This is a genomic window from Acinetobacter proteolyticus (genome assembly GCF_000367945.1).
In the GTDB taxonomy this organism is placed as follows: Bacteria; Pseudomonadota; Gammaproteobacteria; order Pseudomonadales; family Moraxellaceae; genus Acinetobacter; species Acinetobacter proteolyticus.
Map to the genome: position 1 here is coordinate 3,165,046 of NZ_KB849179.1, position 20,445 is coordinate 3,185,490.

Below are 20,445 nucleotides of genomic sequence, written 5' to 3' on the forward strand. Positions count from 1 at the left end.
GTATGCTAGAGATGCCGCAGTCTAGCAGATTAGGCTGCTTTACATCGAGCTTGCAGAATCCGGGAATTTACTATGATCTTATTTTTCGATTTATTTTATTAAAATTATCTTTTTTATCTATTGTCTGAATCTTTGTATAGTCCCCGTGCAGGAAAGGTATTTAGATTTTGGATTTAATAGCATGTTTAAGCGAACTTTTTTATTTACAATTATTGCAGCAACGCTTGGCACAGCGTATGCAGCACCTTTAACAAAAGATAATGGTGCACCTGTAGGTGACAATCAAAACTCAATGACAGCAGGTGCGAATGGCGCAACGCTACTACAAGATGTGCAATTGATTCAAAAATTACAACGTTTTGGTCGTGAACGTATCCCTGAACGTGTGGTGCATGCCCGTGGTACAGGCGTGTATGGTGATTTCGTTGCAAGTAAGGATTTGTCTGATTTAACGGTCGCATCGATGTTTAAGGCAGGTACAACCACCCCTGTTTTTGTTCGCTTCTCAACAGTCATCCATCCTAAAGGCTCGCCTGAAACCGCACGTGACCCGCATGGTTTTGCCGTGAAGTTCTATACACAGCAGGGCAATTGGGATTTGGTCGGCAATAATCTACCCGTATTCTTTATCCGTGATGCAATCAAGTTCCCTGATTTTGTTCATGCCATGAAGCCTGATCCTGTGACCAATGTCCAAGATCCGAATCGTATTTTTGATTTCTTAAAAAGCCAGCCTTGGTCAATCAATATGTTGACCTATGTCTATTCAAATTTAGGTACACCAGAAAGCTACCGCACGCTAGATGGCTTTGGCGTGCATGCCTTTAAACTCTACAACGACAAAGGTGAATATAAGTACGTTAAGTTCAACTGGCGTTCTAAACAAGGTGTGAAAGGTCTGAATCTCGATCAGGTGCGTGAAGTCCAAGGTCGTGACTGGAATCATTTGACCAATGATATGTACAAAAATGTGTATGCAGGCAATTATCCGAAATGGGATTTGTATATTCAGGTACTTGATCCAAAAGATTTGGACAAATTTGATTTTAATCCATTAGATGCAACCAAAATATGGCCAAGCGATGTGGTGCCTGAAGTCAAAGTCGGAACCTTGACCCTGAATCGTATGCCGAAAAACTTCTTTCAGGAAACTGAACAATCGGCTTTTGCACCAGGCAACTTGATTCCGGGCATTGAACCGTCAGAAGACCGTTTGTTACAAGGTCGTATCTTCTCTTATTCGGATACCCAGTTATATCGTTTAGGCGCCAATCATCAGCAGATTCCAGTGAATCGCCCTCGGGTTGCGGTGAATAACAACAACCAAGAAGGTTTTATGAATATGGGGCAAACCGAGTCTCAAGTTAACTATGAACCAAGTACGATTGAGCCTAAACCAGCAACGGAGACTGCTAGAGCTGTACAAACGCCGTTGCAAGGTAAAGTGATGCAGCAGGCGATTCAGAAACAACAACCCTTCAAGCAAGCGGGAGAGTTATACCGCAGCTATTCAGCTGTTGAAAAAAATGATTTGATTCGTAATCTTGCGGCAGATCTTGGACAAGTCAAAGATATCGAGACCAAGACCATCATGGTGTCTTATTTCTATAAAGCCGATGCTGATTATGGGGCACGTCTTGCCAAGGCTGTGAGTGTGAATCTTAAAAATGCTCAAGCGAAAGCAGCGCAATTGAAAGACGAATAACTAGTTTTAGCATGTGGTAACAGGTGCCTGAATGTTACCCCCAGAAAGTCCTGTAACCTCAATCGCCTTTCCTGCACCTAGGGTGAGTGTTACAGGCACTCCTGATTCAATTTTAGGATATTGTGATGATTCACTTCAGAACTGCATTATTTGCAATTGGCGTAGCCTGCGGCAGTGTTTCGGCCTCAGCCTATGCGGATACCCCATCTGCCGCAATCAACGGATCAGAAGAGGTGGTTGAGCTATTTTTCTCTGCGGCCAAAATAGGCAATGTTGAAGTTTTACAAGAGTTTTTGAAGCATGGTTTTCCGATCGATGTGCAGGATCGCTCCGGTTATAGCGCATTGATGATGGCGAGTTATTACGGGCAAAAAGAAGCGGTCAATGTGTTGATCAAACAAGGTGCCAATCGCTGTCTTCGAGACAAGCGTGGACATACCGCCTTAATGGCGGCGATTGTTAAGGCCGAATGGAGCATTGCCAAACAATTGCGTCAGGTCGATTGTGATGTTAATGCCGCAAAAACAGGTCAACTCAGCGCTGAACAGTTTGCAATTCAATTCGGACAACAGCAACGCTTAAAACAGATTCAGGCTGAGCTCTCCAACTAAGCTTTGCTATTGTTCTAAGCTATTGAATTTAAAAAGACATTGAATGGCATGGTTTTGAGAAAAATATCCATCGTCGTAGACAGTCTCATTTCTGGATAAAAGTATGCTTTAATGCTTGAAATAGAATAGATCCTAATTCAGTCATGTCTACACCAATTATTCAATCTTTACTGGATACCGACTTATATAAATTCACCATGTTACAGGTGGTGTTGCATCAGTTTCCGCAAACGCATAGTGTGTATTTATTTCGTTGCCGTAATTTAGAAGATACGGTTTATCCCTTAGTTGATATTTTGGATGACTTGAATCAGCAGTTGGATTTGCTCTGTGAACTACGTTTTGCCGAAGATGAATTACAGTACCTGCGTTCATTACGTTTTATTAAAAGTGATTTTGTTGATTATCTGGAATTGTTCCAGCTCAAACGTCGTTTTATCCAAGCCAGTATTGATGAGGCTGGGCGCTTAGATATTCGCATTGAAGGCCCGATGGTTCAGGCGATGATGTTTGAGATTTTTGTCTTGGCCATCGTCAATGAATTGTATTTCCGTCGTATTCGTAGTGATGAGGTGTTGCTTGAGGGTGAACGCCGCCTGCAACAGAAATTGCTACAGTTACAGCACTATGCCCAAGAACAACAAGATAAAGAACCACCATTCCTTGTGTCTGATTTTGGCACACGCCGCCGTTATAGCTTTGAATGGCAAAAGCACGTGGTACAGGCCTTTCAGGCGGCAGCACCCAAAGTATTCCGAGGCACCAGTAATGTATTGTTGGCCAAGCAGTTGGGGATCAGCCCGATTGGGACCATGGCACATGAGTTCCTGCAGGCTTTTCAAGCACTTGATGTACGTTTGCGTAATTTCCAAAAAGCCGCATTGGAAGCGTGGGTGCAAGAGTATCGTGGCGATTTAGGTATTGCCCTGACCGATGTGGTGGGAATGGATGCCTTCCTGCGTGATTTTGATTTGTATTTTGCCAAGTTGTTTGATGGTCTGCGTCATGACAGTGGCGACCCGTATGAATGGGGGGATAAGGCATATGCGCATTATCGCAAACTCAAGATTGATACCAAAACCAAAATGTTAACCTTTAGTGACGGTTTGAATTTAGAAAAAGCATGGTTATTGCATCAGTATTTTAAAGATCGTTTCCAAGTAAGTTTTGGGATTGGCACCAATTTGACCAATGATATGGGGCAGAAGCCGTTGAATATTGTGTTGAAATTGGTGGAGTGTAATCGTCAGTCGGTGGCGAAGATTTCGGATAGTCCGGGTAAGACTATGACGGATAATGATACCTTCTTGGCGTATTTGCGTCAGGTATTTGATATTGAAGAAGCCTAGCTATTTTTCACACCCAAATCTGGTATGACCGTGGAATAACTCAAACGTTATGAGAGATCTGTATAGGCACTCTTTACTTTTGAAAGATCAAAAGTAACAAAAATCTTTTGTTGAACTGACGTCACATCCTTGATGCCGCAGTTCAACGGGCGGCATCCATGCCGCCTCCGCACCAGTAAATTTTCTCGATAGATTTATATGGCTTAACTTTCGCAATTGTGAGCAAATTTTATACTTTTAATCCATAATCGTTGGACTTTTTGCTATATCTACTTTTCTGCTAAATCAATGCAAAAAATCAGACAAAGATAAAAAGTCGGCTATGTTAATATCATCCCCAATGCGGATGATAAAACAGCATAACCATGACTGACGTAGATTTTAAACTGGGTTTACTGATTGAGCCTGAACAACTGGTGCCGTATTTGGGCAACGAGTTGATTCGTATTGTCGATTTAAGCCGAGCTTCGGTATATGAACAATTGCATATTCCTCATGCGATTCATTTACAACCTAAATACTTGGTTGCACAACAAGAACAAGCCAATGGGGTATTGCCTGATTTAGCTGGTTTACAAGCCTTAATCGAAAAATTAAATATTTCACCTCAGCATCATGTCGTGGTCTATGACGATGAAGGTGGGGCTTGGGCAGGACGTTTAATCTGGAATTTACATTGCCTTGGTTTTAACCGCACCAGTTTGATTAATGGTGGCATTCATGGCTGGTTGGGGGCAGGTTTGCCGACCACAGCTGAAGTTGATCCCGTAAAGCCCGTTCCGAATCTGTTCCAGATTGATTTAGATACCGTGCAGCAGCATCGAATTGAATATCACGAATTGTTACAACAGGTCGAACAAGACAATATTCAGCTCTGGGATTGCCGGACCAATGAGGAATATACGGGTTTACGCTTGGCTGCGCGACGCGGCGGTCACATCCCAAATGCACTGCATTTTGAATGGAGTACTGCCCTAAACCGTGAAAATCATCTAAAATTACACCCGCTTGAACGCACACAACAACGTTTAGAACAATTAGGCTTTAATTTACAACAACCTGTGGTGGTGTACTGTCAGTCTCATCACCGTTCTGGCTTGGCGTATATTTTGGCAAGATTGCTCAACTGGCAAGTGAGAGCCTACGATGGTGCGTGGAGTGAATGGGGCAATCGCCTCGATAGTCCTATTATTTCAGGGGAGTCACCGTCTTGAGTTTTGCAGCAGATTTAAAAAAACAACTCTTTATCAAAGCACAGAATCTTGTGCCGCAACATCAACTGAGTCGTGTTGTCGGTAAGGTTGCCGCAAGTGAAAATGTCTTGGTAAAAACTGCTGTGATTCAGGCATTCAAAGCAAAATATGGCATTGATATGAGTATTGCGGCGCAAAGCAATTCACTGCAATATAAGTCATTTAATGAATTTTTTACCCGTGCGTTAAAAGAGGGTGTCCGTGGAATTGACGAACAAGCGGATAGCATTGTTTGTCCTGCGGATGGTGCGATTTCACAGCTCGGTAAAATTGAAGCGGGTGATATTTTTCAAGCTAAGGGTCAAAGCTTTTCAGTCGAAAAATTGATTGGTGATCCACAGTTAGCGAAGCCTTTCCAAGAAGGTCAATTTGCAACCGTGTATTTATCACCAAAAGATTATCACCGCGTCCATATGCCTTTGGCGGGCACATTGACTGAAACTTTATATATTCCGGGTGAGTTGTTCTCAGTTAACCAAACCACGGCTGAAAACGTACCAGGTTTATTTGCACGCAATGAGCGTATGGTGTGTTTATTTGATACCGAACTGGGTCGTATGGCGGTGGTTTTAGTTGGCGCCATGATTGTGGCGGGTATTGAAACTGTTGCGACGGGTAAAGTAAAACCATCGGGCAAAGTTGAATTACAGCATCACCAAATGAAATTGGAGAAAGGTGCCGAGTTAGGTCGTTTCTACCTAGGTTCAACTGCTGTAGTTTTATTTGAAAAAGATAAAATGGTTTGGGAAGAGCAGTTTAAAGCCAATTCGACGGTGGTGATGGGTGAGCGTTTAGGTCATTCGGTTTAAGTTGTTTTGAACTAAAAATAAAAGCCTCTCAAAGCGTATATTTGAGAGGCTTTTATCTGCATTATGCTTTTTCTTAACAAATATAGCATGTGGGTGTCACGCCTGTATGTTGGCGGAAAAAAGCAATAAATGCACTGTCACTGATAAATTCTAGCGTCTGAGCAATCTTACTGATTGTTTCCTTTTCCGCTAACATTTCTATGGCTTTCAATAATCTCCATTGCTGACGCCAATTTTGATAATTCATCCCTGTTTCTTTTATAAATATTCGGCTAATGGTGCGTTCACAGGCACCAGCTTGTTGGGCGAATACATTTAACCGTAAGGGTAATTCACCTTGACGAATACGTTCTATCCAGACAGATAAACGGCGATCTTGGGGAAATGATAATCTCCAGTTTTCTTTTGGCGCTGTCTTTAATTCTTCCATAAATACGGTCAAAAGACTGTTTTGAGATTCCGCAGACATATCCCAAGGCCAAAATGCCATTCGTTCAATAACTGCAAATAAAAGCGGATTAACCGTAGAAATCTGAAGTGGGATTTGTCTCAGGGGTAAATCCGTTGAGAAGTATAAAGAGCGATAAGCGATGACTCCCCGCATTATTGCACGATGTAATACACCTGCTGGAATCCATGCCGCCCGGCCAGGGGGAAGTAAATAAACCTTTGTGTCCATTTCGATGCTAATACAGCCTGCTGCAGAAAACAGGAGTTGATGTCGCCCATGACTGTGTTGGCCCGAGTCATGTACAGGCATATCCGCAGCAATACCAATCACTGGAAGATGAAAATGATCGGCATTAAAACAGGTGGTTGGGCTGATTCTCGCCATCTTGTCCGTTTTTTTATAGTTTAAGTCTGAATCATTGTAATCAGACGAATTCATTTTCACAACAATAGATAGAACTCAGTCAATAGATAAAAATTGTGCAAATGAAGAAACAACCTCCGCTATGGTTATTAATTTTATTGATCATGTTTCCGCAACTGGTGGAAACGATTTATAGCCCTGCTTTACCGAGTATTGCCTCCTCATTTCATGTCAGTCATGAACAAAGTTCTCAAACGCTTTCAGTCTATTTTTTTGCTTTTGCCTTAGGAGTCGCCCTCTGGGGCTGGTTAAGCGATTGGATCGGCCGTCGTCCTACAATGCTGTTGGGATTAATGTGCTACGCATGCGGTGCTGTACTGGCAATGTTTAGCACTGATTTTAATATTCTGTTGCTTGCTCGAATGATTGCAGCCTTAGGCGCTGCTGCTGGATCAGTTGTGGTCCAAACGATCTTGCGCGATAGCTATGAGTCAAAAGCTTTGGCACGTGTATTTTCCGTATTGGGAGCTGCACTTGCAATCAGTCCGGTCTTTGGCTTAATGAGTGGCGGCTGGATCGTTTCTCTGTATGGGCATATGGGGATTTTTATTGGGTTGTCTATATTAGCCATAGGCTTATTTGTCGTTACCGTGGTTGCACTACCAGAAACTCGTCCGCAAAAAATGGTGAAGCCTAGGTTCTTTAGGCTGGGTTTTATTATGCTAAGAGATTCAAAGATATGGAAAGGTGTACTTTTAATTTCATTATTCAATACAATGATTTTCAGCTATTACGGTCTTGCTCCATTTCTGTTTCAGCGTTTGGGTTGGGGCGTACGAGAGTTTGGATGGACAGGAGGATTGTTGGCGATTTTCTCGCTATCGGGAAGTTTTTTCAATCGCAGGATGTTAATGAAAGGCTGGAAGATTGAATTATTGATTCGATATGCCTGTCTTTTCGCAATATTATCGAGTCTATTGGTTTTTGCTTTACAAGACGCTGCATGGTTTTTAGCACCGATGATGGGAATCGTGATGGCTTATAATATTGTTATTCCAAATATGCTCAGTACCGTATTAACTGATTATCGGCAGAATGCGGGAACCGCAGGCGCAATATTGGGACTGACTTACTATTTATTACTGAGTGTGATGTTGGCTATTGCAGGTTTTGTTCAGAACTTAGGTCTTGTTTTGGCTGTTTGTACATGTATTGCGGGTTTTTTAACATTGCGAAAAAGGTTATTTTGAAATCGTCAGAATGTATAGGTATATTTTAATCTTGAAGAATGACTCTATATTAAAATATGATTGAAGATATAAGATATTTAATTATTTTTGCGAAAATTGCTGAGTTTGGTTCAATTTCAAAAGGTGCTAAAGCATTAGGCCTATCTACCACGACAGTGAGTATGCATTTAGCCAAGTTAGAAAAGAATTTGGAATGTGCCTTATTTTATCGAAATACACGGAAAATGACCTTAACTCATGATGGGCAAAAACTTTTAGATACCGCCAAAATCATGTTGGAAACCTATGAATCTGGTCTTTCAGATTTTAAGCAACGTTCTATTATTAGAAAGACACAATTGCATATTTCTATTCCTGCGGTTTTTATTCACAGTGATTTGATGCGCTGTATCACGACATTTTGTGAGGCATATCAGGGCTTAACTGTACACCTTACCTGTGATGATAGCCGAACAGATTTGATCGCTGAGAATGTGGATATTGCGATTCGAATTGGCGAGCTTCCTGATAGTTCATTTAAAGCTCGCTATCTATTTCCTTTAGCCCGAAGTATTGTTGCAACACCTGACTTTTTAAAACAGCAGCAACCCATTACTCATCCTAAAGATCTGATCAATATGAAATGGATTGGTTTGAGTATGAGAAAAAATAAGAGAATATTGCGGCATCAGCACACAGGAGAGGAAGTTGAAATCTCCTATCAACCTCATATTTATGTGAATAATGTTGAAGCCGCATATCATCTGGCAAAATTAAATGTAGGACTGGCAGCGCCTCCTGATGAGTTAATCCAAGCTGATCTTGCACAGCAAAATATTGTGAAAGTTCTACCGAATTGGACACTTGAGCCGTTGAGTGTGTATGCGGTTTGGCCGGCCAATATTCCAGTTAATAGTATTGCGCATGCCTTGATTGAGCGGTTATATCAATCATTTAACTCCAAAAGAGTTTGATCAACATATAAATCGATAAAATGATTAAAGACCCACCCATTAAAATATTCAGGATTTTGAGCTGGCGTGGATTAGTTAATATTTTTGCGAGTTTATGTCCAGAAATGCCCCAAAGCATTAAACAGATATAGCAAGTAATGAAATAGATTAGAATAAACAGAATCAAGGGATGATAACTCACGGGGGAGGAAAATAATGAGATACCTGAGAGGCATGCTATCCATGCTTTAGGGTTGAGCCACTGTAAGAGAAATCCATCTGCAAAACTAGCAATAGATATATTTTTTAAAAGTTCAATCTCTGGTTTAGAAAATATAATTTTCTGACCAATATAAAAAATAAATAAAGCGCCTATACATTCTAGTATTTTGAAAAAGATAGGATAATGGCTAATCGTTTGACTAAATCCAAAGCCTAAAAATATTAATAACAAGCTAAAGCCAAGAGTTGCTCCCGAGATGAAGGGAAGTGTTTTCTTAAAACCGTGAATCAAGCTGGTGGAAAGAATTGTAATATTGATTGGCCCTGGTGAGATGGACATTGTGAATGAGAAAATAAACATACTTATAAGTATAGAGATAGGCATTCTTTTGGACTTTTAAAATCAATTATTAGAATGAGATGATACAGTGATGAGTAAATAAGATTAGTCTGGTTTTATCAAAAGCAGATTTTGATTTTTCTCAGGTTTAGTTTTGATTTGGAACAAAATCATGTAAGTTTTTGCTTACACCAATTCAGGGCAATATCCCATTTTCAGCCTAAGCTGAATTGCCTAATATGAACTCATCAGGAACAGGAAGTTCCAAAACATAAAACAAGAATGATAAGTTTGCGCATCAGGATGTGAGATATGACAGGAGTTGTATCTAGTGAAAGGAATACGAAAAAGCCCGACAGGATGTCGGGCTTTTTTCATTTGAGCTAAAGCTCAGTCAATTTTTAGCTCACCTGCTTGGCACTATAATAAGTATGAATCGATGCTGCACAACGCTCAACGATCGAGTCTTCATCCTTTTTCCAGATGAGTTTCACTTCACTGAGGGTGTTCTCGTCTTGGATTGGAATCAGTCTGACATTGCTAGGCAAAATCACTTTAAATTCTTCGGGCACAATACACACGCCAAAACCATTGGCGACCAGTTCCAATTGAGACCTTTTCCTTGAATAGATTCTGGTTCTTTTCGGACTAAAACCATTCACCAAACATAAATTGGCGGCCAAATAGCTTAAGCCACCACGGGCTTTATGCGGTACAGAAACAAAATTTAATGGCGCCAATTCACGGATCGAGATACTTTCTTTTTCACCTAATAATGGGTCTGCAATATGGGCAGCAACATATAAAGGGGCCGTGTATAAACTGATCGAATTCACATCATTTAAATTGTGATAAATCGGGGGCCGAATAAAACCCAGATCAATAGTGCCATTCAACAAATATTCCAATTGTAATTCAGAGGATAGGGTATTCATTTCGATATCAATGTTATGGGTATCACAGAGCTGCTCAAAAATTTCCAGCTTGTTTTGATCCAACACAATACTACTCGAGTGCGCAATTTTAATGATTCGACCTTCACCGCGGCTGATACTTTGGGCGCTGACAATTGAACTTTTTAAATGATCGATATTGGTTTTTAAACTTTTATACAGTGCTTCACCTGCAGGTGTGAGTCTAATTTTCTTCTCAGATCGATCAAAAATCTCGAAACCTAATTCTTCTTCTAAATTTTTGATTTGTCGGCTTAGGGCCGATTGAGCAATAAATAGCTTTTCCGAGGCAGCAATAAAGCCCCCAGTTTCAACAATTGTGATTAGATAATTAAATTGTTTGAATGTCCACATATCTCAAAATTAGATCAGTGCTTGTTTTTTCTATATTAGATTAGATGGAAGAAATCTTATACCTTTTTTATAGATCCTTGATTCAGGTCGCTGACGATGACAATGAGAAATAAGATTTTGACCTTGATTGCTGCTGTAGTGATTTGTCTACTGGCACACAGCTATGATCAGTATATGGGGGTGATGACGACAGAGCAGCCGATTGATTTATTGGGAGATTGATACATTCTTGAGACTTATTGCGTTATGCTGAGTTACTTTTGTAAATGATGGACAGTTCAGCAGTGTACGCTTTTTCTTACACCAATTAGAGGCAATGTCCCATTTTCCGACTCAGTTGAATTGCCTAATATGAACTCATCAGGAACAGGAAGTTCCAAAACATAAAACAAGAATGATAAGTTTGCGCATCAGGACGTGAGATATGACAGGAGTTGTATCTAGTGAAAGGAATACGAAAAAGCCCGACTTGGATGTCGGGCTTTTTTATTTCATATTGATTTGTTTTTCCCACAATTCAATCAAGAGCTGCATGGATTTGCTCAGTGGTTTATAAGCAGGCCAAATCGCATGAATCGGCATATCCAGCCCATTGGTGGTATCGAGAAAGGCTAAGCGAACCAGACTGTGTTTGGCAAAATGTGTTTGCACTACAGAAAGGGGGAAATTACCCCAACCGAGACCTTGTTCCACCATATCAATGGCCATAGATAAATTATCGCTATACCAATAAGAATCTGAGACCAATACCCGACTATCAGGTAATGGATAATGCTTGCTCGCAACAATAATCTGTCTGAGTTCAGATAACATGGTGAGTTCATTTTTATTATGCGCTTTCAGCTGTTGTGCATCTTTCGGTGAAACCGCAGCAACAAATTGTTCCATACCCAGCAAGCGGAAGCGTTCATTGTTATCGAGTTGTGATGAGCTATAGGCGATATACAGATCAATTTCGTTATTGTGTAGCCGTGTTTTGAGCTCCTGTTGGGGTGCACTAACCAATTCAATATTGAGTAATGGATAGTGTTGAATCAGCTGTTCAATTCCTGCCAATAAAAATTTTTGATTCACATCTGCGGCGATGCCAATGCAGAGATTGGTCTCGAGTCCAGTTGAAAGTTCGGTCAGATGCAGGTCGAGCTGACCTAATTTGGTCACAATCAGTCGGGCGTGCGGTTCGATTGAAAGCGCGACTTCGGTGGGGGAGAGGTGATTTTTACTGCGTTCAAATAATTTTAAATTCAGCTCTGCTTCGAGATTGGCAATCGCCATGCTGACTGCTGAAGGGACACGATTTAAAGCACGTGCCGCTGCGGAAAAATTACCACGATCAATAATTTCCAGAATTAGTTCAAGCTGCTCACGACTGAGTTTCATGGCAATTTCCTTGTCAGTAAATCTGATGACGATTGACTTTTTTTATCAAATTTAAGGCGTAAAATCCACTCATTATTGATTTTAAGGTGTGGTCATGCAAGGAACCAAGAGAAGAGTCACTTATGTGTTTTTCTATGAAGTTTTTAGCTTTTTTATCTGTGCAATGGTGCTGGCAGTGCTTTCAGGTACCACCATCAGCCATACAGGGCCTTTGTCGATCTTGATTGCGGTAATTGCAGTGACGGTCAATTTCTTTTATAACGCTGTGTTTGAGATGTGGGAAAAGAAGCAGACATCAAAAAAAAGGACAGTACTCAGACGTCTGGCACATGCCATTGGCTTTCAAATTGTCTTGGTGATGATTTTGATTCCCTTGATTGCCTGGTGGATGCAGATCAGTTTAGTCAAAGCTTTCCTGCTCGATTTTAGTTTGATGGTGCTGATTCCATGCTATACCTTTGTTTATAATTACTTTTTTGATCATATTTTTGGTTTACCCAGCCATTTGCTTGAGCCAGCAGCGCTGAGTGCCAAAAGCAGCTCATAATTGACAGTTTTATGCTTAAATTTATAAAAAAGGGTGCATAAAATGCGCCCTTTTTTATGTGAAATATAAATAATTGTTGTGGCTGAATTTAAATCATTAAAGTCGAATCCAGGTCATATTACGGAAACTATTATTGTTTGGGTTTTTCGCATTGATACTCAACATTTTACCTGTTTTACTTAAACGGCCACTCAGGCTGTATTTTTGACCATCATAAGGATTGAGCCAAACACCTTGTCCAAATTCCTCATTTTGATTGAGCATTTTCAGTCCTGTTAATACTTCCATGCCGATCATCTGTTGATTCTTTAACGTGCCTGGACATGCTGTACATACAGTGGGTGCAGCCTCCTTGGCAGAAGGATACATTTTGACAATCACAGCACTGTACTGCTCGGTTGCAGAATGTCTGCGAATCACGATATCAGACAGGTACGAACCCGTACGTTCATCCACGACTTTCCACGTACCAATTAGTGGATCTGTCGGAGCAGCGTGAATCGCCAAAGGCGTATTGAGCCCAAGTAATAGAACACAAGTGCGAAGAAAAGAAGTATTTAGCATGAGGAATACATCAAAAAATAGAAATAATGAAATGAAACAACAATTTATTATATTATTTTAGTGGAATGATCACATCCTGTTTTAGGGAACTTGGCAGTTCCCTGACAGGTTTAAATCATGCGGTATAAGCGTTCTTTAGGGAACACCGCAGTAAAGGTCGAACCTTCATTTTCTTTAGAGCTAATTTCTAAGTATGCGCCGTGTTGCATCAACACGTGTTTCACAATTGCCAATCCAAGTCCAGTTCCACCTGTTTGACGGCTACGTGCGCTATCAACACGATAGAAACGTTCAGTTAAACGCGGCAAATGTTTTGGGTTAATCCCGATCCCATTATCCTGTACGGTAAAGTAAGCATGATCACCATCTTCATGCCAACCAATGGTGATAATACCGCCAGCAGGAGTATATTTAATCGCATTGGTAATTAAATTGCTAAAGGCGCTGGCAATTTCGATATCGGAACCAATCAGGTCACAATGACTATCAATATCCAGATTTAAGGTATGACCGTAATCGAGATTGTAGGCACGTGCATCATCAAAGATTTGGTTCATCAGATTAGCCATATCAATGATCTGATTCTTAGCAACTTTTTTATTATTTTCTAAGTTAGATAATAGTAGCAAGTCATTGACCAACGCATTCATGCGTTTGGTTTGAGACTGCATCTGGGTAAAAGCACGTTTCCAACGTGGGGTAATATCATCTTGATCAATAAAGGTTTCGATATAGCCACTGAGTACGGTAAGCGGTGTACGTAATTCATGTGAAATATTATCGACAAAGTCTTTACGCATCTGCTCCAGATTATGTACTCGTGTGGTGTCGTAAGCGACCAATAGACGACTTTCGCCACCGAAGCGGGTCAGTTTGACTTGCACATAACGATCTTCATCCATCTGCGCTTGCAGGCGGATGCCATCAGGAGATTGATCACTGTGGTTAAAATATTCAATAAAACTGGGTTGGCGCAATATCGACAATAAATTACGGCCACGATCTAAAGGACTAATCCCTAACAGTTTTTCAGCGGCAGGATTCCACCATTCAATTTGGTGTTGATCATCAATTAAAACCACGGCTTCGGCCAAGGCCACTAAAGAGGATTGCGCCCGATCAATCAAACCGACCATCTCAGCTTGAACAATCCGTTCTTGACGTTGTGCACGATAAACATTAAACAGTAATGCACCCCAAATCCCGTTTAGATTGGGTGGGACATCATAAGGACGATTGGAAATCCATTCATTGACCAGATAAAGCGAGCGGAGCTGTAGCATGAAGAACAGCACAAAGGCGACAAAAATACAGCTCCAGAAGTAACCGACCCCGAATCCGACTAAGCTTGCAATCAATAAGAAAAAAAGTAACAGTCTTAAATCTTGTTTTGCAAATGTCCATAAACTGCTGTAACGAAAACGTTGGTGTTCACGTGCCAGTTCAGGGACGGGGTAAGGCTCATACATAAAGGATTTTTAACCTACTGCTAAATCTGCTCGTGTCGAGAAACGGTAACCTGTGCCACGAACAGTTTGCACAAAACGATCAACACCAAAAGGCTCTAATACTTTGCGTAAACGACGGATATGCACATCAATGGTACGGTCTTCGATATAGACATTACCACCCCAGACTTGATCTAGGAGTTGAGCACGGGTGTAGGCGCGCTCAGGATGGGTCATGAAGAAGGCCAATAAACGATATTCGGTTGGACCCATATCTAAAATACTGTTGCCAAAACTGACGCGCTGGCTGACAGGATCTAGTAATAAGCCATTGGCATCAATGACTTTTTCACCGCTCAATGCATTGGCACGACGTAACACCGCTTTGATACGAGACACCAGTTCACGGGTTGAAAATGGCTTGGTCATGTAATCATCGGCACCTGCGTCCAGACCTTGTACTTTATGGTCTTCTTCGCCACGTGCAGTCAGCATGATTACAGGAATTTCGGCCAAGTTTTCATCGCGTTTGAGCCGGCGACATAAGTCTACGCCGCTCACGCCACCTGGTAGCATCCAATCCAGCAAAATAAGCGCAGGACGCTGATCAACGATAATCTGATGCGCTTGTTTGGCATCCTCAGCTTGTAAACATTGGAAGCCTGCCATATCTAAAGAGGTATGGATCATTTCGCGGATCGGTAGCTCATCATCGACAATTAAAATATAGTCATCTTTCACAGCGCAATACCCTTAAAATCTGTAACGGTTTAACCGTTTTGTTGTTATGACAGGCTTATTACAAAGATTAATTATGACAATATCATTGCAAAAGAATTAATAAAGTCGAATTTAGCAATAAATTGTGACAAGCATGGGGCAGAGTCATGACGGATTGATGACAATTTACCTCGCAAGAAAGCAAATGAATTCATCTGCTTAACTTAACTGTAGTTTAACAGCTTTGGGTGTCACAAAACTGTAAAACGATTTTAATTTTTTTGCGAGGTGGTTTCGATAAAAGACAAAAAGACAGCACAACAGGCGGACAGAACATCTTCCAGAGGCTGTTTGAAGCCTTCCGAGACCCAACGAATAATAATATGGGTAACATAACCATTTAAGCCAGTTGCCATCAACGAGACTTCTTCAGTGCTATGTGGGGCATTGGGCATAGTGATCATCACGAAGCCCTGAATAATGCGATCGAACTGGGTCAGCGTTTCTTGAATGGTGGCTTGATTATGTAAATCCTGCACCAACATCGCATCAATATAAATAATCCGTGCCATACGTGGATCATCTTTAATCGCACCCAATAAAGCCGACAAACCTGCGGTCACCATATTCTTGGGTTCAGGCGCAGCCATTAAAACGGCTTGGGTTAAACAAGTTTGCATTTTCTCAATCATTTTTAAGAATACAGTTTGAAACAGCTCTTCGCTTTTCTTAAATGATTCATAAAAATAGCGTTCAGTCAGCTTGGCTTCATTGCAGACATCTTTGACCGTGACCGAGAAAAAGCCTTGTGTACCGTAGGTTGCAATACCTGCTTCAATCAATTTTTCACGACGTGCTTCTTTGCGCTCAGTTAAAGACAGACCTTTGAATTGCCGTTCTTTCGCTTCGGTATTGTTTTTCTTGCGTGTCGCTTGATCTTGAGTTGCCATTGAGAAAACCGTTCCCTAAAAAGTCTTTAAATCGTGTGTCTAATAGTTGCATTTCAACCCTGTTATGCTGACTAGCATAACTAAATTTTGAAAATATGCCTTGTCTCTTTTAAACATCATCAGTCATGAAATGTAAATAGGCCTATTATGACATGTAGGATGTTGGTTATTGCCATTTGTCTTAAAGCTAGAGTGTACTATATTGACAACACGTATTGTCAAAATTATATTGGTTACAGGTTAAACAGCACATGGTCTGAGCGAATATGTGCGTATCATTCGTAGTACAAAGGATAGGCAATGAAAAATTTTAAAAATAAAGTCGCAGCGATTACCGGTGCAGGTTCTGGGATTGGACAACAATTGGCCGTTTTATTAGCGAAACAAGGCTGTCATTTGTCATTGAGTGATATCAATGAAAAAGGCTTGACCCAGACTGTTGAATTAGTGAAGCAGTACCCTGTAACAGTGACCACCAAAGTGCTTGATGTTTCAAACCGTGATGCGGTGAAACAGTGGGCACAAGAGACTGTACAGGATCATGGCTCAGTCAATTTGATCTTCAATAACGCAGGCGTAGCACTTGGCTCAACCGTCGAAGGTGCGAGCTATGAAGATTTAGAATGGATTGTTGGAATCAATTTCTGGGGTGTGGTTTATGGCACCAAAGAATTTCTGCCATTCATCAAACAAACCAAAGATGGTCATATCATCAACATCTCCAGTATCTTTGGTTTAACCTCGCAACCAACGCAATCGGCGTATAACGCAACTAAATTTGCGGTACGCGGTTTTACTGAATCACTGCGCCAAGAATTAGATATTGAGAAGGGCGGTGTCAGCTCCCTCTGCGTACACCCAGGCGGGATTCGTACCAACATCGCCAAAGCAGCGAAAATGAATGACAGTTTGAAGAGTTTGGGTATGGACCCGAACAAATCAATCAAGCAATTCGATAAGTTCCTGCGCACCCCACCAGAAGAAGCTGCACGTCAGATTTTAAATGCGGTATTGAAAGATAAACGCCGTTTATTGATTGGTACAGATGCGCGTATTGTGGATTCGTTCCAACGTTTATTCCCGACGGGTTATCAACGTATTGCAGCGCTTGCAACCAAGATGATGTAAGTTGTCAGCATGAAAAAAAGCCATTCTCCGTGAATGGCTTTTTTATATCTGTCAGAACAAGCAGATATTAAACAATCTGAGTTCGGTTGAATTCCTCTCTAACCTATTGAAAATGATTAGCTTGGTGGAATCTTGCCATGTTCTCACCCAATTTTAGGATCAGCCTACGGCTCGCCCTACTTTTGTTTTGGCAAAAGTAGGCAAAATCATGGTCATCTACAAAACCTGTTCTATTCTTGGATTTATTAAAATATATCGCAAAAACATTATTTTGTTTACACCACGCAGGTTGTAGATGACGTTTCCGAGTACCATATTCAGCCTCGCGCTCAGGTTAAATAAGGACTTTAATCTTGGTCTTTTTCCAAAAGAATTGATAATAAAAGGCTTGGAACAGGCATAGACAAACAAAGGACAGCGCATAGGCAATCCAGATGCCTGTTAAGCCCCACAATGAACTAAACCAATACGCACACGGCACTTCGATCAGAACAATCGTGAAAATATTGATGAGCATTGGGATATTGACGGCACCACTGGCACGCATAATCGATGCAAAAATAGCACTGGCACCAAAGAATAGAATCGACCACAGCACAATAAATAACAGTTGTTGACCCAGCTCAATTACGCTGTGATCGGTAATAAACAGTGCCATTAGATATTTTGAGAACAAATAAGCCAGAGCAATCAAACTACCGGTAAATAAGAAATTCATACCCAAAGCGGTACGGGTGACTTTGGCCAATAAATCAGGTTGACCTGCACCAATCGCTTGTGCAGCAAAAATCGAAGCGGCAATCGAAATCGACAAGGCTGGAAATTGAATGTAGTTCAGTACTTGATTGACTGCACCATAAGCTGCGGTGGCATGTGCACCATAATGGTTAATCAAGCCAATAATCACCAAACCCGCTAAGGAGGTGGTGACCATCTGAATCCCTGTTGGAATACCGAGTTTTAAAATTAATTTACTCAGTTCAACATCGTGGCGAATATGTTGCAGCAATAGACCATCAATTTTCAGTGGATGGTTTTTATAGTTTAGATAAATTGCTAAGAAAATCAGCACAGCGGCATAACCGATAATGGTTGCAATCGCAGGGGCAACAATACCTAACGCCGGAAAACCAAAATAACCTTTCAGCAAAACGGGGGTTACACCCAAACCAATCAAGCTAGTGAGGCTCAGTGCAATCAGTGGCGTCACACTATCACCGACACCACGCAAGATCGAAGTATAGATAATATAGACGAACAGTAAGGGGCTGCCCACCAACATCCATTGCACATAAGGCAAGGACAGGTGCATCACTGTGGGATCGGTGCCTAGTAACTCCAGAATATGTTTGGCGAAGATTAGTCCCAAGACCGCAATAATACTGCCGCCGATCAAGGTCATAAATATGGTGGAACCAATCACAGCACGGACTTTTTCCAGATTCTGTGCACCCCATGCCTGCCCAATCAGCACCGTGGAGCCTGCGGAAATCCCGATCACAAAAGCCAGTAAAAAGAACAGGATGGGGAAGAATACTGATACAGCGGCAATTGCATTCACCCCCATCATTTGACCGACGAAGATGGTATTAATGGTTCCAGACAGGTTTTGTAAAATATTGGTGGCAATCAACGGCACCAGAAACACAAAAAAGGTTTTCCAGAGATTCGGCTGCATGACCAAGGGTTGGCGTGGTGTCATTCAATTTCCTTCACGCTTCATCCTGAAACGATTGTATTTTTGTCAACATAACATTCTCAGTTGTGTTGAAGATGAGGGTTCAGTTTATTTTTGTTGATCAACATTGTACGAGGATTTGACCTGCGCGTTGTAATGTTTGATCGGTTTTGGCAAAACAGAAACGAATCAGGCGTAATGATGCTGGTGCTTGTTGATAGAACACCGAAATTGGAATGGCCACAATTTTATGTTGCTCCGCAAGAAATTGGCACATCTCGATATCATTAAGATCAGGACGAATGTTGCTGTAATCCAGATTTTGGAAATAGGTACCTTGAGATGGGATGAAGTCGAAACGTGAATTTTGAATTTGGGCATTGAACAGATCACGTTTCGCCTGATAAAAACTTGGCAATTCCTGAATATGTTCAGGGTGTTGTTGCATATAGTTGGCCAGTGCAATCTGGCATGGAGTGGTGCCACAGAAATTGGCAAATTGATAAATCTGGCGGAATAGACGCATGAGTTGTGGCGCAGCAACACAATAGCCGGTTTTCCAGCCTGTGACATGATAGGTTTTACCGAAAGAACCAATTACGAAGCTGCGTTCACGCAATTCTGGAAATTGCAGTGCACTATGGTGTTTCTGCCCATCAAAAATCAGATGTTCATAGACTTCATCGGAGAGCACCACGATATTTTTATCTTGAATCAACTCAATTAACTGACGCCAATCCTGTTCTGACCAAATTGCCCCTGTTGGATTGTGTGGGGTGTTGACAATGATCATGCGGGTGTTGGCATTGATACTGTCTTTGACCTTTTGCCAATTCACCTGAAAACTTGGTGCATCTAAATGAATATGCACTGATTTTCCACCTGCCAACTGAACCGCAGGGGCATAGCTGTCATAGCTTGGATCGAAAATAATCACTTCATCGCCTGCATGGATACAGGCTTGAATGGCACAGAAAATCGCAATGGTTGCACCAGGGGTGATGGTGATTTCAGTGACTGGGTCGAGTTGCAACTGATCGCGTGCCAAGAATTGTGTTGCCAGTTGTTGTCTTAAGGCCAATACACCGTCACCCGCAGGGTATTGGTTATAACCTGAGAGTGTCGCTTGGCTGAGGGCTTCGAGTAATGCAGGTGGCGCAGGGAAATCTGGGAAGCCTTGGGATAAGTTCAGGGCATTGAGTCGTTGTGCGAGTTCAGTCATGACACTAAAAATGGTGACGCCTTGGCTTGGGAGTTTTGACTGAAGTTGCAACATCGGATGTCCTTTTTAATATCTAATTTCTTTTTTACGATGACTCTGCACAGCCTCGTATGCTGTGAGAAATTATATGTAATTTGTATAGGCATGTTTTACTTTTCAAGGATGAAAAGTAACAAAAATCCTTTATAGTGCTGACGGCCCATCCTTGAGGCCGCA

General features: G+C 41.4%; 20 protein-coding genes. 10 read left to right on the plus strand and 10 right to left on the minus strand.

Annotated elements, in window-relative coordinates:
- Positions 1 to 181 precede the first annotated feature (181 nt).
- The 5 genes from F993_RS02385 (at position 182) to asd (ending at position 5,727) form a co-directional block, all read left to right on the plus strand.
- Positions 182 to 1,705 carry a catalase gene (locus F993_RS02385; RefSeq protein ID WP_004657030.1) on the plus strand — a complete coding sequence of 508 codons (1,524 nt, stop codon included), beginning with the start codon at positions 182 to 184 and terminating at the stop codon, positions 1,703 to 1,705.
- Between the two features lie 125 nt (positions 1,706 to 1,830).
- Positions 1,831 to 2,316: an ankyrin repeat domain-containing protein gene (locus F993_RS02380; protein ID WP_004657032.1), complete on the plus strand. Its 486-nt coding sequence runs from the start codon at positions 1,831 to 1,833 to the stop codon at positions 2,314 to 2,316.
- A 143-nt stretch (positions 2,317 to 2,459) separates the two neighbouring features.
- Positions 2,460 to 3,665, plus strand: coding sequence for a nicotinate phosphoribosyltransferase (gene pncB / locus F993_RS02375; protein WP_004657033.1), 1,206 nt, complete (start codon positions 2,460 to 2,462; stop codon positions 3,663 to 3,665).
- Between the two features lie 365 nt (positions 3,666 to 4,030).
- Positions 4,031 to 4,879: a sulfurtransferase gene (locus F993_RS02370; RefSeq protein WP_004657035.1), complete on the plus strand. Its 849-nt coding sequence runs from the start codon at positions 4,031 to 4,033 to the stop codon at positions 4,877 to 4,879.
- On the plus strand, positions 4,876 to 5,727 hold the full coding sequence (gene asd / locus F993_RS02365; protein ID WP_004657036.1) for an archaetidylserine decarboxylase: 852 nt from the start codon (positions 4,876 to 4,878) through the stop codon (positions 5,725 to 5,727). The genes F993_RS02370 and asd overlap by 4 nt, the downstream gene beginning before the upstream one ends.
- 73 nt (positions 5,728 to 5,800) lie before the next feature.
- Here the strand turns inward: asd and F993_RS02360 are convergent, their stop codons facing one another.
- On the minus strand, positions 5,801 to 6,616 hold the full coding sequence (locus F993_RS02360; RefSeq protein ID WP_004657038.1) for an AraC family transcriptional regulator: 816 nt from the start codon (positions 6,614 to 6,616) through the stop codon (positions 5,801 to 5,803).
- 47 nt (positions 6,617 to 6,663) lie between these two features.
- On the opposite strand from F993_RS02360, the gene F993_RS02355 reads away from it, so the two are divergent.
- Together F993_RS02355 and F993_RS02350 are read left to right on the plus strand one after the other, a co-directional pair.
- Complete coding sequence (locus F993_RS02355; protein WP_004657039.1) at positions 6,664 to 7,791, plus strand: multidrug effflux MFS transporter; 1,128 nt, start codon at positions 6,664 to 6,666, stop codon at positions 7,789 to 7,791.
- 56 nt (positions 7,792 to 7,847) lie between these two features.
- On the plus strand, positions 7,848 to 8,744 hold the full coding sequence (locus tag F993_RS02350; RefSeq protein ID WP_004657041.1) for a LysR family transcriptional regulator: 897 nt from the start codon (positions 7,848 to 7,850) through the stop codon (positions 8,742 to 8,744).
- On the opposite strand, the gene F993_RS02345 is transcribed toward F993_RS02350, so the two are convergent.
- Together F993_RS02345 and F993_RS02340 are read right to left on the minus strand one after the other, a co-directional pair.
- Positions 8,725 to 9,330, minus strand: a complete 606-nt coding sequence (locus F993_RS02345; protein WP_004657042.1) for a LysE family translocator — start codon at positions 9,328 to 9,330, stop codon at positions 8,725 to 8,727. The genes F993_RS02350 and F993_RS02345 overlap by 20 nt on opposite strands.
- A gap of 356 nt (positions 9,331 to 9,686) precedes the next feature.
- Positions 9,687 to 10,592, minus strand: a complete 906-nt coding sequence (locus tag F993_RS02340) for a LysR family transcriptional regulator (protein WP_004657044.1) — start codon at positions 10,590 to 10,592, stop codon at positions 9,687 to 9,689.
- Positions 10,593 to 10,688: 96 nt separating this feature from the next.
- On the opposite strand from F993_RS02340, the gene F993_RS20840 reads away from it, so the two are divergent.
- Positions 10,689 to 10,814, plus strand: a complete 126-nt coding sequence (locus F993_RS20840) for a hypothetical protein (RefSeq protein ID WP_004657046.1) — start codon at positions 10,689 to 10,691, stop codon at positions 10,812 to 10,814.
- 264 nt (positions 10,815 to 11,078) lie between these two features.
- Here the strand turns inward: F993_RS20840 and F993_RS02335 are convergent, their stop codons facing one another.
- Positions 11,079 to 11,972 carry a LysR family transcriptional regulator gene (locus F993_RS02335; RefSeq protein WP_004657048.1) on the minus strand — a complete coding sequence of 298 codons (894 nt, stop codon included), beginning with the start codon at positions 11,970 to 11,972 and terminating at the stop codon, positions 11,079 to 11,081.
- A 94-nt stretch (positions 11,973 to 12,066) separates the two neighbouring features.
- Here F993_RS02335 and F993_RS02330 point away from each other — a divergent pair, with 94 nt between their 5' ends.
- Complete coding sequence (locus tag F993_RS02330) at positions 12,067 to 12,519, plus strand: PACE efflux transporter (protein WP_004657050.1); 453 nt, start codon at positions 12,067 to 12,069, stop codon at positions 12,517 to 12,519.
- A 96-nt stretch (positions 12,520 to 12,615) separates the two neighbouring features.
- Here the strand turns inward: F993_RS02330 and F993_RS02325 are convergent, their stop codons facing one another.
- From F993_RS02325 to F993_RS02310, 4 genes are all read right to left on the minus strand, one after another.
- The gene (locus F993_RS02325) at positions 12,616 to 13,083 is read right to left on the minus strand and encodes a DUF2147 domain-containing protein (RefSeq protein WP_004657052.1); all 468 of its coding nucleotides are present in this window, start codon (positions 13,081 to 13,083) and stop codon (positions 12,616 to 12,618) included.
- 110 nt (positions 13,084 to 13,193) lie between these two features.
- The gene (phoR, locus tag F993_RS02320) at positions 13,194 to 14,552 is read right to left on the minus strand and encodes a phosphate regulon sensor histidine kinase PhoR (RefSeq protein ID WP_004657054.1); all 1,359 of its coding nucleotides are present in this window, start codon (positions 14,550 to 14,552) and stop codon (positions 13,194 to 13,196) included.
- A gap of 9 nt (positions 14,553 to 14,561) precedes the next feature.
- Positions 14,562 to 15,272 (minus strand): phosphate regulon transcriptional regulator PhoB, encoded by a 711-nt coding sequence (gene phoB, locus F993_RS02315; protein WP_004657056.1) that lies wholly within the window; start codon positions 15,270 to 15,272, stop codon positions 14,562 to 14,564.
- Positions 15,273 to 15,523: 251 nt separating this feature from the next.
- Entirely contained in the window at positions 15,524 to 16,201 is a 678-nt protein-coding gene (locus F993_RS02310; protein ID WP_004657058.1) for a TetR/AcrR family transcriptional regulator, read from the minus strand.
- A gap of 300 nt (positions 16,202 to 16,501) precedes the next feature.
- Here F993_RS02310 and F993_RS02305 point away from each other — a divergent pair, with 300 nt between their 5' ends.
- A complete protein-coding gene (locus F993_RS02305; RefSeq protein WP_004657060.1) occupies positions 16,502 to 17,329 on the plus strand; it encodes an SDR family NAD(P)-dependent oxidoreductase in 828 nt (275 codons plus the stop codon).
- Between the two features lie 334 nt (positions 17,330 to 17,663).
- On the opposite strand, the gene F993_RS02300 is transcribed toward F993_RS02305, so the two are convergent.
- The gene (locus F993_RS02300; RefSeq protein ID WP_004657062.1) at positions 17,664 to 19,031 is read right to left on the minus strand and encodes an MATE family efflux transporter; all 1,368 of its coding nucleotides are present in this window, start codon (positions 19,029 to 19,031) and stop codon (positions 17,664 to 17,666) included.
- A 97-nt stretch (positions 19,032 to 19,128) separates the two neighbouring features.
- Positions 19,129 to 20,283, minus strand: coding sequence for a pyridoxal phosphate-dependent aminotransferase (locus F993_RS02295; protein WP_004657064.1), 1,155 nt, complete (start codon positions 20,281 to 20,283; stop codon positions 19,129 to 19,131).
- Between the last annotated feature and the right edge of the window lie 162 nt (positions 20,284 to 20,445).